This window comes from Novosphingobium sp. ERW19 (assembly GCF_012641315.1).
Classification (GTDB): domain Bacteria; phylum Pseudomonadota; class Alphaproteobacteria; order Sphingomonadales; family Sphingomonadaceae; genus Novosphingobium.
Map to the genome: position 1 here is coordinate 349,898 of NZ_JABAIC010000001.1, position 15,197 is coordinate 365,094.

Annotated in this window: 20 protein-coding genes; 11 read left to right on the plus strand and 9 right to left on the minus strand. The window is 63.8% G+C overall.

The features are described 5' to 3' along the window. Genes HGI46_RS01750 through HGI46_RS01765 form a run of 4 tightly spaced genes read right to left on the minus strand, consistent with a single transcriptional unit; the run spans position 1 to position 2,117 of the window. Positions 1 to 777, minus strand: coding sequence for a glycerophosphodiester phosphodiesterase family protein (locus HGI46_RS01750; RefSeq protein WP_240946523.1), 777 nt, complete (start codon positions 775 to 777; stop codon positions 1 to 3). Next, the gene (locus tag HGI46_RS01755) at positions 749 to 1,216 is read right to left on the minus strand and encodes a RidA family protein (protein ID WP_039332489.1); all 468 of its coding nucleotides are present in this window, start codon (positions 1,214 to 1,216) and stop codon (positions 749 to 751) included. Before HGI46_RS01755 ends, HGI46_RS01750 begins: the two co-directional genes overlap by 29 nt. Then, positions 1,213 to 1,845 (minus strand): hypothetical protein, encoded by a 633-nt coding sequence (locus tag HGI46_RS01760; protein WP_039332486.1) that lies wholly within the window; start codon positions 1,843 to 1,845, stop codon positions 1,213 to 1,215. Before HGI46_RS01760 ends, HGI46_RS01755 begins: the two co-directional genes overlap by 4 nt. Continuing rightward, positions 1,842 to 2,117 carry a DUF3572 domain-containing protein gene (locus HGI46_RS01765; RefSeq protein ID WP_168903108.1) on the minus strand — a complete coding sequence of 92 codons (276 nt, stop codon included), beginning with the start codon at positions 2,115 to 2,117 and terminating at the stop codon, positions 1,842 to 1,844. Before HGI46_RS01765 ends, HGI46_RS01760 begins: the two co-directional genes overlap by 4 nt. Before the next feature lie 56 nt (positions 2,118 to 2,173). Between HGI46_RS01765 and HGI46_RS01770 the strand changes: the two genes are divergently transcribed. Beyond that, positions 2,174 to 2,536: a response regulator gene (locus HGI46_RS01770; protein ID WP_039332483.1), complete on the plus strand. Its 363-nt coding sequence runs from the start codon at positions 2,174 to 2,176 to the stop codon at positions 2,534 to 2,536. 3 nt (positions 2,537 to 2,539) lie between these two features. Here HGI46_RS01770 and HGI46_RS01775 read toward each other — a convergent pair whose 3' ends face one another. Continuing rightward, the gene (locus HGI46_RS01775; RefSeq protein ID WP_168902847.1) at positions 2,540 to 3,124 is read right to left on the minus strand and encodes a Pycsar system effector family protein; all 585 of its coding nucleotides are present in this window, start codon (positions 3,122 to 3,124) and stop codon (positions 2,540 to 2,542) included. A gap of 179 nt (positions 3,125 to 3,303) precedes the next feature. Here HGI46_RS01775 and HGI46_RS01780 point away from each other — a divergent pair, with 179 nt between their 5' ends. The 3 genes from HGI46_RS01780 (at position 3,304) to HGI46_RS01790 (ending at position 5,604) form a co-directional block, all read left to right on the plus strand. After that, entirely contained in the window at positions 3,304 to 3,543 is a 240-nt protein-coding gene (locus tag HGI46_RS01780) for an acyl carrier protein (RefSeq protein WP_039332481.1), read from the plus strand. A 67-nt stretch (positions 3,544 to 3,610) separates the two neighbouring features. Then, a complete protein-coding gene (locus HGI46_RS01785; RefSeq protein ID WP_118074512.1) occupies positions 3,611 to 4,810 on the plus strand; it encodes an aminotransferase class I/II-fold pyridoxal phosphate-dependent enzyme in 1,200 nt (399 codons plus the stop codon). Then, on the plus strand, positions 4,810 to 5,604 hold the full coding sequence (locus HGI46_RS01790) for an SGNH/GDSL hydrolase family protein (protein ID WP_168902848.1): 795 nt from the start codon (positions 4,810 to 4,812) through the stop codon (positions 5,602 to 5,604). The genes HGI46_RS01785 and HGI46_RS01790 overlap by 1 nt, the downstream gene beginning before the upstream one ends. On the opposite strand, the gene HGI46_RS01795 is transcribed toward HGI46_RS01790, so the two are convergent. Genes HGI46_RS01795 through HGI46_RS01805 form a run of 3 tightly spaced genes read right to left on the minus strand, consistent with a single transcriptional unit; the run spans position 5,601 to position 7,381 of the window. Next, positions 5,601 to 6,488 (minus strand): sterol desaturase family protein, encoded by an 888-nt coding sequence (locus tag HGI46_RS01795; RefSeq protein ID WP_168902849.1) that lies wholly within the window; start codon positions 6,486 to 6,488, stop codon positions 5,601 to 5,603. The two genes, HGI46_RS01790 and HGI46_RS01795, sit on opposite strands and share 4 nt — an antisense overlap. Continuing rightward, positions 6,485 to 6,928 carry a hypothetical protein gene (locus HGI46_RS01800; RefSeq protein ID WP_240344768.1) on the minus strand — a complete coding sequence of 148 codons (444 nt, stop codon included), beginning with the start codon at positions 6,926 to 6,928 and terminating at the stop codon, positions 6,485 to 6,487. Before HGI46_RS01800 ends, HGI46_RS01795 begins: the two co-directional genes overlap by 4 nt. An 18-nt stretch (positions 6,929 to 6,946) precedes the next feature. Then, the gene (locus HGI46_RS01805; RefSeq protein WP_062347231.1) at positions 6,947 to 7,381 is read right to left on the minus strand and encodes a TIGR01244 family sulfur transferase; all 435 of its coding nucleotides are present in this window, start codon (positions 7,379 to 7,381) and stop codon (positions 6,947 to 6,949) included. A gap of 290 nt (positions 7,382 to 7,671) precedes the next feature. On the opposite strand from HGI46_RS01805, the gene HGI46_RS22335 reads away from it, so the two are divergent. The 7 genes from HGI46_RS22335 (at position 7,672) to HGI46_RS01840 (ending at position 14,612) form a co-directional block, all read left to right on the plus strand. Next, positions 7,672 to 8,496, plus strand: coding sequence for a cold-shock protein (locus HGI46_RS22335; protein WP_168902850.1), 825 nt, complete (start codon positions 7,672 to 7,674; stop codon positions 8,494 to 8,496). 171 nt (positions 8,497 to 8,667) lie between these two features. Beyond that, positions 8,668 to 9,861, plus strand: coding sequence for an aspartate aminotransferase family protein (locus HGI46_RS01815; RefSeq protein ID WP_168902851.1), 1,194 nt, complete (start codon positions 8,668 to 8,670; stop codon positions 9,859 to 9,861). After that, positions 9,858 to 10,784, plus strand: coding sequence for an ornithine carbamoyltransferase (gene argF / locus HGI46_RS01820; RefSeq protein ID WP_168902852.1), 927 nt, complete (start codon positions 9,858 to 9,860; stop codon positions 10,782 to 10,784). The genes HGI46_RS01815 and argF overlap by 4 nt, the downstream gene beginning before the upstream one ends. A gap of 57 nt (positions 10,785 to 10,841) precedes the next feature. Continuing rightward, positions 10,842 to 11,702 carry an Hsp33 family molecular chaperone HslO gene (locus tag HGI46_RS01825; protein WP_118074514.1) on the plus strand — a complete coding sequence of 287 codons (861 nt, stop codon included), beginning with the start codon at positions 10,842 to 10,844 and terminating at the stop codon, positions 11,700 to 11,702. Between the two features lie 148 nt (positions 11,703 to 11,850). Then, on the plus strand, positions 11,851 to 12,279 hold the full coding sequence (locus tag HGI46_RS01830; protein ID WP_206065473.1) for a hypothetical protein: 429 nt from the start codon (positions 11,851 to 11,853) through the stop codon (positions 12,277 to 12,279). A gap of 67 nt (positions 12,280 to 12,346) precedes the next feature. Further along, positions 12,347 to 13,045, plus strand: coding sequence for a 7-cyano-7-deazaguanine synthase QueC (queC, locus tag HGI46_RS01835; RefSeq protein WP_118072318.1), 699 nt, complete (start codon positions 12,347 to 12,349; stop codon positions 13,043 to 13,045). After that, positions 13,020 to 14,612: an MFS transporter gene (locus HGI46_RS01840; RefSeq protein ID WP_168902853.1), complete on the plus strand. Its 1,593-nt coding sequence runs from the start codon at positions 13,020 to 13,022 to the stop codon at positions 14,610 to 14,612. Before queC ends, HGI46_RS01840 begins: the two co-directional genes overlap by 26 nt. On the opposite strand, the gene HGI46_RS01845 is transcribed toward HGI46_RS01840, so the two are convergent. After that, positions 14,613 to 15,074, minus strand: a complete 462-nt coding sequence (locus tag HGI46_RS01845) for a superoxide dismutase family protein (protein ID WP_240946524.1) — start codon at positions 15,072 to 15,074, stop codon at positions 14,613 to 14,615. Positions 15,075 to 15,197: the final 123 nt, after the last annotated feature.

Genomic DNA, 15,197 nt, shown 5'->3' on the forward strand with positions numbered 1-15,197 from the left:
TCATGCCTCGACGCCTGCCCCCTCGGCAATAGGTCCATCGGCACAGTCGGCCGCGCGGGCTGCAAGTTCGGCAGAGCGGACGGTCCAGGTGAGGACCGGGAAGCCGCGCTTGCGCTGGGTGGCAGCAAACTTGCTCGGCAGGTCGCGCACGTCCCAGGCGAGGAACTGCGGGCGGGCCTGCCAGAAGGCGAGGTGCAGCTTGAGCGCGGCGAACACAGTACGCTTGCCCTCTTCCGTGACAACAAGTCCATGAACGATGCGCGGGGAATGGCGACCGAACCAGCGGCTGACGCGGGGGTCGAAGCTCATCACCGCGACCGGACCGCGATAGCCCTCGAGCGCGCGCCGCACGGCAAGGCACAACGGCGCGACCCGGATTTCGCGCTTCGACTTGAGTTCGATCAGCAGCGGCGCGCGACCGGCGACCTGATCCAGAAATCCTTGCAAAGTGGGGATACGATCGGTGCTGCCCGAAAGCTGGGTTCTGGCCAGCGCATCGGCGAGCCGTTCGATCACCGGACCGGTTTCGGCGGTCAGGCGATCGAGGTCCCAATCGTGGAAGACCACTGCCTGACCATCAGCGGTGCGCTGGACATCGCATTCGATGCCCATGCCCCGCTCGACGGCAAGGGCGAACGCGCTGGGCGAATTTTCGGGAACGCCGGCCCCGTGCAAGCCGCGATGGGCGTAGCTCACGCCTCGCAGCCAGCCGACCCGCGCCTGATCCGGCGCGGGGACCAGAAAGCGGTCAAGCAGGGCGAACAGCAAGGACAGCATCGACTTCCACCGCAGCGCCCAAGGGCAGGACAGGCACGCCGACCGCGCTGCGGGCGTGCTTGCCAGCGTCGCCAAAAGCCGCAGCCATCAGCTCGGACGCGCCATTGGCGACCTTCGGCTGATCGGTGAAGTCCGCGGTCGAGCTGATGAACGCACCAAGCTTGACCACGCGCTCCACGCGATCGAGCGAGCCCAATGCCGCCTTGACCTGGGCGAGGATCATCAACCCGCAAGCCTGGGCGGCGGCGGTGCCATCCTCAAGGCTGACGTTCTCGCCGAGGCGGCCAGTCACCAGCTTGCCATCGATGAAGGGAAGCTGGCCCGAGACGTGGAGCAGCCCGTTCGCCTCGACCGTCGGCACATAGGCGGCAACAGGCGCGGCGGCCTGCGGCAGCGTGTGCCCGAGGGCTGCCAGCTTTGCTTCAACGGGATCGGTCACGCGTCTTCTCCATGTATTTGTTCGAGTATCCAGGGCAGTGCCGCTTCCCAGTCATCGATCCGGGCGTGGGCATGGCCGGCCTTGTGGGCGCAGTCGATATGTGGGCTGAGCAGCGGTTCGCCGCACAGGTGCAGGCGGATCACCTCGGGCGTCAGTTGCGAAACCGAATCGTGGTGCTGCGGCAGATCGTCAATGAACAGGGCGCGTGAGGGATTGTACTCGTCGAGGATCGCCTTGAGCGCAGGGCCTTTCGGCCCCTGGTTGGTGAAGACGCGAGCGTTGATGCCGACATCGGCCAGCTGGCGCGCGCGCATGTCACGGCGGTGATCGTTGAGATTGGTCAGGATCACCACGTCGGCGTCCTGCCCGACCGCGTTGATCCCGGCGACGGCACCGGCAATGGCCTGCTGGCGATACATCTCGGTATCGAAGAACTTGTTGAGCAGGTTCCAGATTTCCTGTGGCGGCACCAGCTCGCCATCCTTGGCGTAGCGCATCGCCTTGGAGAAATCGGCGCTGTCCATCTTGAAGCTGACGCCTTGGCTTTCGCCCAGCCAGTCACGGAAGGGGGCGACCATGTGCAGCAGCACCTCGTCGCAATCGCTGACGATCAGGGGGCGGCTACTCATGACAATTCCTTCCGGGCGGCAATCAGGGTTTCGGGCGAGATGTCGAGCGCGAAGGCCGCGTTGACAAGGTCTGCCTCGTGGTTGGCGAGAAAATCGAGAACAGCGCCGAGCATCGCCGGATCGCCGAGCCCCGCCCGCAATTCATCCGGCGTCAGGCCGGTGAGGCTCAGGAACCGCTCGGCACGGTCGCCATCGGAAAGGACCCAGCCGAGAGCCTGCAGCGCAAGGGCAGCGGGATCGACGGGGGAGGAAGGCTCGCGGATGATTGTCAGGGCCTTTCGCGGGCAATAAGGGTGGCGCCGTCAGCTTTCGTAAAACAGGCGTGTCAGTGGCAAAAAGAATTCTGGTTGTCGAGGACAACGACCTCAACCGCAAGCTGTTCTGCGACCTGCTGCGCGCCAAGGGTTTCGAGGTGGAGCCGGTGGCCGACGGGCGCGAGGCGATCGAGAAGACACGGCTGTTCATGCCGCATCTGGTGATCATGGACATCCAGCTGCCGAACGTTTCGGGCATCGATCTGATCGAGGCGATCAAGGCGGACGAGGAGTTGAAGGCGATCCCGATCCTTGCAGTGACCGCCTATGCCGGCAAGGGCGATGAAGAGACGATCCGCGCTGCGGGGGCCGAAGGTTATCTTGCCAAGCCGGTATCGATCGGGCCGTTCATGGTGGCGGTGAACGCTTTGGTCTGAAGGTTAAATCGCCGCTGCAACGCTGCTTGCGTGCTCGATGACGAAGGTCAGCACCGTCAGGCAGAGGCCCGCCATGAAGCTCTTGTAGGCGTAGGCGAGGTACTTGTACTTCTTGCGCTGCAGGACCTGCCCGTTCTGGTAGATGTCGTGCAACATCGTGCGGAACACGGTTTCATCGGCGCGCAGTTCGGACAGGATTGAATCGGCCCACTCGCCCTCGTCCATGTGGGTGAAGTAGCCGAAGAACAGTTTGTTGGGCTTGCCGTCGTTCAGCTTTGCAGACCTGGGGTTGCTGACCGAGGGCAGGACTGCAAACACCGCGCACATCGCCGAAATGAACGCAAACAGCGCCAGCACCCCCAGCGACCAAGGCATCGCACCGCTCTTCGCCTGCCCCACTGCGATGGTGAATACGAGGAACGTCGCGCCCATCAGGATCGAGGCCTTGGCATCGGCCATCTGGCTCAGCGTCAGATTGATCTGCTGCGAGGTGCGCACCAGGTGAATGGCGTGATTTGAGTATCCCGAGGGTGACGGCATTGATGGGGCGGCCAGCGGTTGTTCGGCCTGTTCATCGACTTGTGCCATCATTCCCCCCTCGCCGTTCTTGGCGCCGTTCTTGGCCCCGTTCTGGGCGCCGTTCTGTGCGGTTATCCGTATTTCCGGGGATGACACAGAGGCAGCGTGCTTGACAAGCGTGGGCATTGGCCGCTTTTCGGCCTTAATCGTCTGGCAGGGGGCCTCTCCTGCTCCTTGGAGAAGAATTGATGGATCGCGCCGCAACCGCCGAAAAGATCGCCGAACTGATCGAACCCTTTAACAAGAAGGGCATCGCAATTACCGAAGCGACCACTTTTGCCGGCGATCTTGAGTGGGACAGCCTGACGGTGATGGACTTCGTCGCGGCCATCGAGGACGACTTCGACATCATCATCAGCATGAACCAGCAAGCCGAGATCGAGACCTATGGCCAGTTGATCGATGCGGTGACGAAGCTCCAGGGCTGAGGCCAACGTCCGCGCACAGCCGCACGTCCTGAGCGGGTGCAGTGCGGATTTCAGGATGAGATCGAAGATGACCGACCTGTTTTCGAAGTTCGACCCGCTGATCGAACAACGCCGCGCGCTGCTGGCGGGCGGTGTGGAAGACCCGTTCAACCTGGTGATGGAGCGGGTGATCAGCCCGACCGTTGCGGTGTGCAACGGGCGCGAGACGATCCTGCTCGGCACCTACAACTACATGGGCATGACCTTCGACCCCGACGTGATCGCGGCGGGCAAGCAGGCCCTTGATGATTTCGGTTCGGGCACCACCGGTAGCCGCGTGCTCAACGGCACATATGCCGGGCACAAGGCGTGCGAAGAAGCGCTCAAGGAGTTCTATGGCATGGATCATGCCATGGTGTTCTCCACCGGTTACCAGGCCAACCTCGGCATCATCAGCACGATCGCCGGCAAGGGTGACTACATCATCCTCGACATCGACAGCCACGCTTCCATCTGGGACGGCTGCAAGATGGGCGATGCCGAAGTCGTGCCGTTCAAGCACAACGACATCGAGGCCATGGAAAAGCGCCTGAAGCGCGTGCCGGAAGGCGCAGGCAAACTGGTGGTGCTCGAAGGTGTCTATTCCATGCTGGGCGACATTGCGCCGCTCAAGGAGATGATCCGCGTCGCCAAGGCGCATGGCGCGATGGTGCTGGTCGACGAGGCGCACTCGATGGGCTTCATCGGCCCCAACGGGCGCGGCGTGGCCGAGGACCAGGGCTGCCTTGACGATGTCGACTTCGTGATCGGCACTTTCTCGAAATCGGTCGGCACGGTCGGCGGCTTCTGCGTTTCGAACCATCCCAAGTTCGAGATCATGCGTCTGGTGTGCCGTCCCTACGTGTTCACCGCCTCGCTGCCGCCCAGCGTGGTGCACACCGCGGCGACATCGATCCGCAAGCTGATGCACGCCGGAAACAAGCGCGCGCACCTCTGGGAAAATTCCAAGACCCTGCACAAGGGCCTGCGTGACAAGGGCTTCCAGCTGGGCACCAGCGAAGCGCAAAGCGCGATCATCGCGGTGATCATGCCCGATCTGGAACGTGGCGCAGCGATGTGGGAAGCGCTCCTGCACGAAGGTCTATACGTGAACCTGGCCCGCCCACCGGCAACGCCTGCAGGGATGACGCTGCTGCGCTGCTCGCTGTGTGCCGAGCATTCGGCAGATCAGGTGCAGACGATCATCGGCATGTTCGAGCGCGCCGGAAAGGCCGTGGGGATCATCTGATGCGGCTGGTTCTGGCAGCGGTTCTGGCTCTGGCGGCATTCCCGGCATGGGCGCAGAACCGCCCTGCCGCTTCGCCGCCGGTGGTGACGCCGCCGGGGGACGGCATGATCGAAAAGCCCTGCCCGACCGACACGCGCGGCCTGTTCTTCGGCCACCCCTATGTGCGACAGTACGACTGGGCCTGGCAATGCCGCTATGCCGAGGCCGACAAGCAGCTGGCTCAGGCACCGCGCGTGGTGTTCATCGGCGATTCGATCACCGAGAACTGGGTTGGCCTGGCACCGTCGCTGTTCGTGGCAGGTGCTGTCGGCCGAGGGATCAGCGGGCAGACCAGCCCGCAGATCCTGGTGCGGTTCTATCAGGACGTGGTGCGCCTGCGGCCCAAGGTCGTGCACATCATGATCGGTACCAATGACCTTGCCGGGAACACTGGTCCGAACAGCCCCGAAATGTACACGAACCACGTCGCAGCGATGGTCGATCTGGCCAAGGCGAATGGCATCGCCGTGGTGATCGGCAGCATCCTGCCGGCGGCGAAGTTCCCGTGGAAACCGGCGCTGTCCCCGGCGAAGCAAGTAGTGGCGCTCAACACCTGGCTGAAGGATTATGCCAAGGCCCGCGGCGCGGTCTTCGCGGATTATCACTCGGCGCTGGTCAATGCCGAGGGCGGGATCAATCCCGAACTTGCACCGGACGGGATCCATCCCAACGCCAAGGGCTATGCGGTGATGGAGCCGATCGCCAAGGCAGCAATTGCCCAAGCCGAGAAGCTGAACGCCGTAAAGAAGCGCTAGTCGGCGCTGTTGCGCTCAAGCCAGCGGGCGCGGATAGCGTCCGAGCCTTCGCGGCTGCCATCATGGCTCCAGCCCGGCTCGCGCACCAGGTACGACAGCTTGTGCCGGAAGGGCGCGCGCCAGAAGTCCCCCAGCATCCCGCGCCACTCATGGAACGCGGCGTGCAGCAGGTGGAAGCTGCCCAACTGCTTGACGATGCCATACCGGATCGCAAGATCATCGCGCTCCTGCTGGAACGTGCCAAAGAGGCGGTCCCACACGATCAGCGCCCCGGCATAGTTGCGATCGAGGTATAACGGGTTGGTGGCATGGTGGACGCGGTGGTGCGATGGCGTGTTGAATACCGCCTCGAACCAGCGCGGCATGCGACGAACCGCCTCGGTATGAATCCAGAACTGATAGATCAGGTTGGCGCCACCGACTGTGACGAGCATCGCCGGATGGAAGCCGAGGAACGCCGGCCAGATGCGGAACACGAAGGAGAGGGCGAAGAACCCGGTCCAGGTCTGCCGCAGCGCAGTCGACAGGTTGTAGTGCTGGCTCGAGTGATGGTTGACGTGGCTCGCCCAGAACCAGCGCACGCGGTGGCCGGTGCGATGGGCCCAGTAGTAGTTGAAATCGTCGAGGACGAAGCAGGCGATCCACGCCCACCATGCGAACGGCACCGTGGCCACGCGGTGGTCGTAGAGCCACATCGCCGCAGCAAAGACGACGCCAGCCGTCAAAGCTCCCGCAACGGTGCTGCCGAGGCCCAGCGCAAGGCTGGTCAAGGTATCGCGCGGTTCGTATTTCTCGGGCGCGCGGCGTGCGGCCCAGATCATCTCGGCCAGGACCATGATGACGAAGAACGGCACCGCATAAGTGACAACGTCAATCGGCTTCATGCGGTCGCTCCGAGACGACGGAGGCTGGCAGCCCAGACTTGCGCCTGATCGCCAAGGTCAAGAGTGACCGTGCCGAAACGTCGGTCATCGGTGGCGATGGTGAGAAAGCGTCCGTCGAGCCGGACTCCGGCGTGGCTGGTCAACTGTCGGGTAGCGAAATGGCTGCCGTGCTGGCGGATCAGCAGTACCCGGCCGAGCGTGTCGCGGGCAAGCGCCCCAATGCCGGCGCGGTCGACCACGACGTCTTGCGCATCGAAGCCGCAGATCGCATCCTCGGCCAGAGCGCGCGCCTCGTCCGCGCCATGAATGCGGGGATCGCCGCCCAGTTGCATGCGTCTCGCCAGCCATGCCAGCACGAGGATCGCCAGTAGCGATCCCAGCAATTGCAATCCCTTGGCCACGACCGGATTGCCCAGCGCGGTCTCGATCAGGGTGTTCACGCCGCCGCCCGGAGCAAGTTATCCCGCCTGCCCGGCGAGCATGTCGACCGTCGCCCGGATCGGCGAAATGTCATATCCGGCGCCAGCCGCCCTCGCGGCAATCTCGTCCGGATCAAGGCCCGAGCGGGCCTGCGCCAGCGCCCAGAGCAGGGTCGAACGGGTGCCGGAGCGGCAGTAGGCCAGTACCGGGGCGTCGCCTGCCTGCGCCAAGGCTGCCTGCATCGCCTCGACCTGCGGCATCGAGAAGCCGGCGTGGCTGACCGGAATCGCGACGTAGGCGATTCCGGCATCCCGTGCGGCCGCTTCGATGTCAGCACCGGGCGTCTGATCGTCGGATTCGCCTTCAGGACGATTGTTGATGATCATGCCGATGCCCAGCGCCTTGGCATAGGCCACTTCGGCGAGGCCGATCTGGGGGCTGGCATAAGTCTTGTCGTCGATCTTGCGAAACATCGTGGTGTCCTGACAATCTGTGTGCTCCGCTTCTGCCCAAAGCATCGCCCGGCGGCAAGTAGCGCACGCTTGATCTGGCGGATCGGCACAAATGCCACAGTTTTCGAGGCGAATTGTGGCTGACTTGTCGATTCCGTTAGCGGTCCTGTGTTTTTGCTCTATAGTCTTGGCCGCAAAGGTAAGGTCCGGCCTCTTGAGTCCGGCACTGATTCCCTCGTCGCGCCGCCGGTTCCCGCGTCCGGCCTGCGGTGCCGTGAAGGTTGGGGCGGATTGAAGGTCTATTGATTTCTATGGGTTTTGACAGAGGGCGGCGCGGTCGCGGCAGAGACAAGCGCGACGGATTCGGCGACGAAGGCGGTTTTGATCCCTACGGCGGCGGTGGCGGCTTTGGCGGCGGCGGTTATGGTGACCGCGGCGGCTTCGGCGGTGGCGATCGCTTCGGTGGCGGTGGCGGACGTGGCGGCTTCGGCGGCGGCGATCGTGGCGGCTTCGGTGGTGGAGATCGCGGCGGCTTTGGCGGTGGAGATCGCGGCGGCTTTGGCGGTGGCGATCGTGGCGGCTTCGGCGGCGGCCCGCGTGGCGGCGGCGGTGGCGGCTTCGGCGGCCCGCGCGGCGGCGGCATGCCTGCCCAGGTTGTCGGCACCGGCAAGGGCGTCGTCAAATTCTTCAATGGCCAGAAAGGCTTCGGCTTCATCTCGCGCGAAGACGGTGGTGAGGACGTATTCGTCCACATCAGCGCGGTCGAGCGTGCCGGCCTCGAAGGCCTGGCTGAAGGCCAGACGCTGGAATTCAACCTCGTCGATCGTGGCGGCAAGATTTCGGCTGCAGACCTTCAAGTCGTCGGCGATGTCATCCCCGTCGCTTCGAAGCCCGCTGCCCCGCAGCGTGAGCTGACTGGCGAAAAGGCGACCGGCACGGTCAAGTTCTTCAACGCGATGAAGGGCTTCGGCTTTATCACGCGTGATGACGGCCAGCCGGACGCGTTCGTGCACATCAGTGCTGTCGAACGCTCGGGCCTGCGCGAGCTGAACGAAGGCGACAAGCTGGAATTCGACCTCGAGGTCGATCGACGAGGCAAGCACTCGGCGGTCAACCTGGTGCCGATTCAGGGTTGATCCCGATTGCATCGCTTCCGGTAGTCTGACCGGCGGCCTGCAACACATACGCGCACAGATGGCGGTCCTGAAGGGCCGCCATTTGTCGTTTGTCGATTCCCCTTTTTCTATCTGGCTTGCGCAGTATTGTTGCGCCATCCGGAAACATTCGTGACTGAACAGGAGAGCTCTATGTCGATCACCCCGCTGATGCCCGTGTACCCCCGGTGCGGCGTGCGTCCGGTGCGAGGCGAGCATTGCCACCTGATTTCCGAGGACGGCACCCGCTACCTCGATTTCGCCAGCGGCATTGCGGTGAACCTGCTCGGTCATTCGCACGAGCACCTGATCGGCGCGATCCAGAAACAGGCCGCAACGCTGATGCACGTGTCGAACCTCTACGGCAGTCCGCAGGGCGAGCATCTGGCGCAGCGTCTGGTTGACCTGACCTTTGCCGATACCGTGTTCTTCACGAATTCGGGCGCCGAAGCGGTAGAGTGTGCGATAAAGACCGCGCGCGCCTATCACTCGGCGGTGGGCAATGACCACAAGTACGAGCTGATCACCTTCAAGAACGCCTTCCACGGCCGGACCATGGCCACGATCAGCGCCTCCAATCAGGAGAAGATGCACAAGGGCTTCCTTCCCTTGCTCGAAGGCTTCAAGTACGTCGATTTCGATGACCTTGAAGGCGCCAAGGCGGCAATGGGACCAAATACCGCCGGTTTCCTGGTCGAGCCAATCCAGGGCGAAGGCGGCATCCGCGACGCATCGGACGAGTTCCTGAAGGGCCTGCGCGCGCTGTGCGACGAGCATGACCTCGTGCTGATCTTCGACGAAGTGCAATGCGGTGTTGCCCGCACCGGCACGCTCTATGCCTACGAACAGTATGGCATCACGCCCGACGTAATGGCGACGGCCAAGGGCATCGGCGGCGGCTTCCCGATGGGCGCTTGCCTTGCCACCGAAAAGGCGGCGCGCGGCATGGTCGCCGGCACGCACGGCAGCACTTATGGCGGCAACCCGCTGGCCATGGCAGCGGGCGAAGCGGTGCTCGACGTTGTTGCCAACGAGGAGTTCCTGAGCGACGTGCGCGCCAAGGGTGAGCGGCTGCGCGGGCGCATCGAACAGTTCATCGGCAACTACCCGGACCTGTTCATCGGCGTGCGCGGGCGTGGCCTGATGCTCGGCCTCATGATGAAGGTCGATCCGCGTCCGTTCGTAGCCCACATGCGTGATAACCACCAGTTGCTGACCGTTTCGGCGGGTGACAACACTGTCCGCGTGATCCCGCCGCTGGTGATCGACGACAGCCACATCGACGAGTTCATGGAGCGGCTTTCTGCCGCTGCGGCAAGCTATGCGCTGGAGGCACCGGTTACATGACCAGGCATTTTCTCAACCTCACCGATGCGGGCGGCGATTCCATCGCCGCCATGCTGAATGACGCGATTGACCGGAAAACGGAGCGCGCCGCCCTTCCCAAGGGCCAGCCGGACGCAGATGCGCCACTGGCCGGCCGCGTCCTGGCCATGGTGTTCGAGAAGAACTCGACCCGCACCCGCGTGTCTTTCGACATTGCCATGCGGCAGCTTGGCGGCTCGGCTCTTATCCTCGATGCCGGGACGACGCAGCTCGGCCGGGGCGAGACTATCGCCGACACCGCACGCGTCCTCAGCCGCATGGCCGATGCGATCATGCTGCGCACCGACGATCATGCCAAGGTCGAGGAACTGGCCCGCTATGCCAGCGTTCCGGTGATCAATGGCCTCACCGACCTGTCCCACCCTTGCCAGATCATGGCGGACCTGCTGACCGTGATCGAGCACGGCAAGGCCCTGCCCGGTCTCGAAGTCGCCTGGTTGGGCGATGGCAACAACGTGCTGAACTCGATCGTTGAGGCGGCGGGGCTGATGAAGTTCAACGTTCGCATCGGCGTTCCGGAAGGGTACGAATCCGACGCTGCGATGATCGAGACGGCAAGGCTGAGCGGCGGCGGCATCCGTGTGGTCCGCGATCCGATGGAGGCCGTGCGCGGGGCCGACGTGGTCGTCACCGACACGTGGATCTCGATGGGCCAAGCCCATGCTGAAGCCAAGCTGGCGGCGATGGAGCCGTATCAGGTCAACGATGCACTGATGGCGCACGCCAAGGCCGACGCCCTGTTCCTGCATTGTCTGCCCGCGCATCGCAACGAGGAAGTCACAGACTCGGTGATCGACGGTCCCCGCTCGGTCGTATGGGATGAGGCCGAGAACCGCATTCACGCGCAGAAGTCTGTCCTGCGCTGGGTGTTCGGCCAGATTTGAAGGATGTGACGTAAAGTGAGTGAACAGGTCCAGCCGTCCACCGGTTTCGATACGGTGATGCACTTCACCCTGCCGCACAAGAATGCGCGCGGCCGGGCAGTGCGGCTGGGCCCGGTTCTAGATACGATCCTTTCGGCCCACGCCTATCCCGCGCCGATCCGCCACCTCCTGGCCGAAGCACTGACGATCACTGCCCTGCTGGGATCGCTGCTCAAGGGGGAGGACAGCCAGTTGACGCTGCAGGCACAGACGCAGGACGGCATCGTCGACCTGCTGGTCTGCGACTATCGCAACGGCGAGCTTCGCGGCTACGTCCGGCATGACCGCGCGCGGCTTGACGAACTGGGCCCGGTGCCCTCGCTGTTCTCCCTGTTCGGCGAAGGCTATCTGGCAATCACGTTTGATCTTGCCGCCACCGGCCAACGCTATCAGGGCGTCGTGCCGCTTGAGGGCAATTCGCTGGCCGAAGCGTGCCAGAGCTATTTCTTCCAGTCAGAACAGATTCCCACGCTGATCCGCATCGGCGTCAGCAATACGCCCGGCGCCTGTGTCGCCGGTGGACTGCTCCTGCAGCACCTGCCCGAGGGCGAGGAGGGCCGCGAGCGGCTGCACGTGCAGCTGGACCATCCCGAGTGGGAGCATGTGTCTGTCCTTGGTGGCTCGATCAGCGAGGCAGAACTTGTCGATCCGGCGCTCGATCTTGAAAGCGTGGTGTGGCGCCTGTTCCACGAGGAGCCGGAGATCCGTGCCGAGACCGGGACGGCTCTCACCCGCGGATGCCGTTGCACGATCGAACACTATCGCGACATTCTTTCTCGTTTCGCCGCTTCCGAGCGCGCGGAAATGGAGAATGACGACGGGCTGATCGTGGTTGACTGCGCCTTCTGTTCGCGGGAATTTGCGATCGACCTCGACTGACTTTTCGGTCCTGGCCCGAAATGTAACAACACTTTTCACAATTGGCCGCGCACGCAGACCGTTCCGCCGCGCGAAACGCCGTGATATGATCCAGCATCGAGTGAGCAACGGCACAGACGCCCGCGCTCATGGGTGCGAGTAGAGCTTCATGTCATCACGTCTGATCCCGCTGCGCGGCCTCGGTCGCCCCACAGTCCTGTCAGCGATTGCGGTTGCAGCCTTCGCCGCGACTTCCGGCGTTGCGCAAGGGCCTGCTCTTGCCATGCTTGACAGGCTGGAGCCGGGGCTGTGGGAAGTGCGTGCCCGCGACGACGCGGATACCGTTCAGCTCTGCGTGAACAATGGCCGCAAGCTTATCCAAGTGCGCCACCGTGGCGAGGCCTGCCGGCGGTTTGTCATCGACGATGCGCCCAATATGGTGACAGTGCAGTACACCTGTCCGGCCGGTGGATATGGCCACACCCGGGTCCGCTTCGAGAACCCACGCCTTGCGCAGTTGGAAACGCAAGGCATCGACAACGGCCTGCCATTCAACTTCGTCGCCGAGGCGCGGCGGCTCGGTCCGTGCCCGCGTTGAGGCAGGAAGCATAAAGTTACGCGCGAGACCATTGCATCGGGCCGACGGCACGGCTAGCCCATTGGCAATGTTGCAAAGCCCTGAAGTCGCCCAAGCCCCACTCGCAGTCGTTCTCCTTTCGGGCGGACTCGATTCGATGGTTTGCGCAGGCCTGGCCAAGGAGCAGGGTTTCCGCGTCCTTGCACTGACGATCGACTACAACCAACGCCACCGCATCGAACTCGACGCAGCGCGCGTGATCGCGGAGCGCGTTGGTGTGGAGCGCCACGTAATCCTGCCGCTGGACCTGCGCCAGTTCGGCGGCTCTGCGCTGACTGCGGATATCGACGTCCCCAAAGACGGCGTGGGCGACGATATTCCGGTTACCTATGTCCCTGCCCGCAATCTCGTGTTCCTGTCGCTCGCGCTGGCCTGGGCCGAAGCTGCTGGCTCGAAGGACCTCTTCATCGGCGTGAACGCGCTGGACTATTCCGGCTACCCCGATTGCCGGCCCGAGTTCGTGCAAGGCTTCGAAGGCCTGGCGCGGATCGCTACCAAGATCGGCAGCGAGGGTGGTACGGTCACCGTCCACGCCCCGCTCCAGCACCTCAAGAAATCACAGATCGCGCAGGAAGCAGCGCGACTGGGGCTCGACGCTGGCCAGAGCTGGTCCTGCTACGATCCCCTTCCGGATGGGAAAGCCTGTGGCGTATGCGACAGCTGTCGCCTGCGACGCGCAGGGTTTGAAGAGGCAGGCCTGAATGACGGAACCCGGTATAGCGACTAGCACGGACCAGACGCACCATCAGGAGCAGGGAGCGACTGCGTACAGCTGGTACGTCCTGAGCATTCTGGTGCTGGTCTACGTCCTCAATTTCGTTGACCGTCAGATCCTTTCGATTCTGGCCAACGATATCAAGAAGGACCTGTCGCTTACCGACGCAGACCTCGGCTTCCTGTATGGAACTGCCTTCGCGGTGTTCTATTCCCTGTTCGGGATTCCTCTGGGTCGTCTCGCCGACAGCTGGCACCGCGTCCGGCTGATGAGTGCCGGGCTAGCACTGTGGTCGGTAATGACGGCGGTCTCGGGCCTGTCGCGGACCGGTGGGCAGCTTACCGCCGCGCGCATCGGGGTCGGTGTCGGAGAGGCGACGGCGAGCCCTGCTGCCTATTCGCTCATTTCGGACTACTTTCCGCAACGGCTGCGCGCCACCGCCTTGTCGATCTACTCCTCAGGCCTGTTCCTGGGGGGCGGGCTGTCGCTGCTGGTGGGCGGCCTTATCGTCGAGAAATGGAACGCCGCGTATCCTGCAGGCGGTCCCTTCGGCCTCGTCGGCTGGCAGGCGGCGTTCATGGCGGTCGGCTTGCCCGGGGTGCTTCTGGCCCTGCTGGTAGCCACCCTGCGCGAGCCAATTCGCGGCGCAATCGACGGACTGCCAACGCCGAGCGTGGAGCGGCCTTTCAAGGGGTTCTTCGCCGAGCTCGTGACGGTGGTCCCGCCGCTGACGCTGATCGGTGCGGCGCGGCGCGGCCCCTTGGCCCTGATCGCCAATCTTGCCGTAGCCGTGGTCATTGCCGGTGGCGTCTACGCTCTGACCTCGCTGCTGGGACGGTCGACCCGGCAGCAATGGATCTTCGTCGGGGTCGGCCTCTACGCGATCTACAGTTGGGCAAGTGCCCTGCGGGCGCGTGACCTACCAACCTTCCGCCTGATCTGGGGCACGCCCGCATTCCTGTGCACGACGCTGGGGTACGGCATGGTGGCATTCACTTCGTACGCCACATCCTATTGGGCCGCCCCTTACGCCGAGCGCGTGTTCGCCATCGCCAAGGGTGATCTTGGGTGGTTCATCGGCGCGCCCGGTGCCTTGGCCGGATTCCTCGGTGTGATCATCGGCGGCCGCATTGCCGACCATCTGTACAAGCGCCACTCCGCCGGCCGTATCATGGTGACCTTGTTCGGGCTGATCGCGCCGATCATTCCCATGATCATCGCCTTCCGAACCGAAAGCTTCACAACTTTCGTAGCCATGCTGTTCGTGGCACAAACGATGTCGAGCAGCGCGCTTGGCGGTGCCGCAGCGACCAGTCAGTCGCTGGTCCTGCCCCGCATGCGGGGTACTGCCACGGCAACCTTCTTCCTTGCCACCACGCTTGTCGGCCTGGCGCTCGGGCCGTTCATGGCAGGCTATGTGTCCGCGACCAACGGCGATGATCTGTCGCTTGGGGTGCTGTCCACGCTGGTGTCAGCGCCGATTGGGCTGGTTCTTCTCTTCGTGGCAATTCGCAGCGTCCCCGGCGCGCTGGCCAGCCTGGAGCAGCGGGCGCGCGCTGCCGGGGAAACCCTGGCCTGATTAGCCCTGGGTAAGCACGCCGCAGGCAACGCGGCCGCCGCTGTTGCCGCTGGGGTCGGTCTTGTAATCGTCCGGCCCGGCGTGGACGACAATGGCGGTGCCGTCGGCATCGAAAAGGCTGGCGAGCACTGTGGCGGCTGTACCGCTGAGCGGCGCGCGGAGTGTCCCGGTTCCGTCAGCCGCGACAGTGATGTTCGGAAGATCCCCGAGATGCGGGCCCGCCGGGTTCATCGTACCATGTTGATGAGCGGTCGGATTCAAATGACCACCAGCTGACGTGAAGCCGGGAGCCTCGCACTTTCCGGTTGTGTGCATATGAATGCCATGCTGGCCAGCCGTCATGCTCCGCACATCGGCGACCAGCGAGAGTGCGGTCCCCGATTGCTCGATCCTGACAGTGCCGACCGAAGCACCCGCCGCGTCAGCAAGCGTGGCCCGTGCCAGCGTCGAAGTATTGTCCATCTCATCCGTCGTTGCACACGCGCCCAGCAGAAGCGAGCAAGCGAGAGGCAGGATTGCGGCCTTGGAAAGCATCGTAACGGTCTCCGATCTGTTTAGGATCATAACGAAAAAGGGGCCGGATTT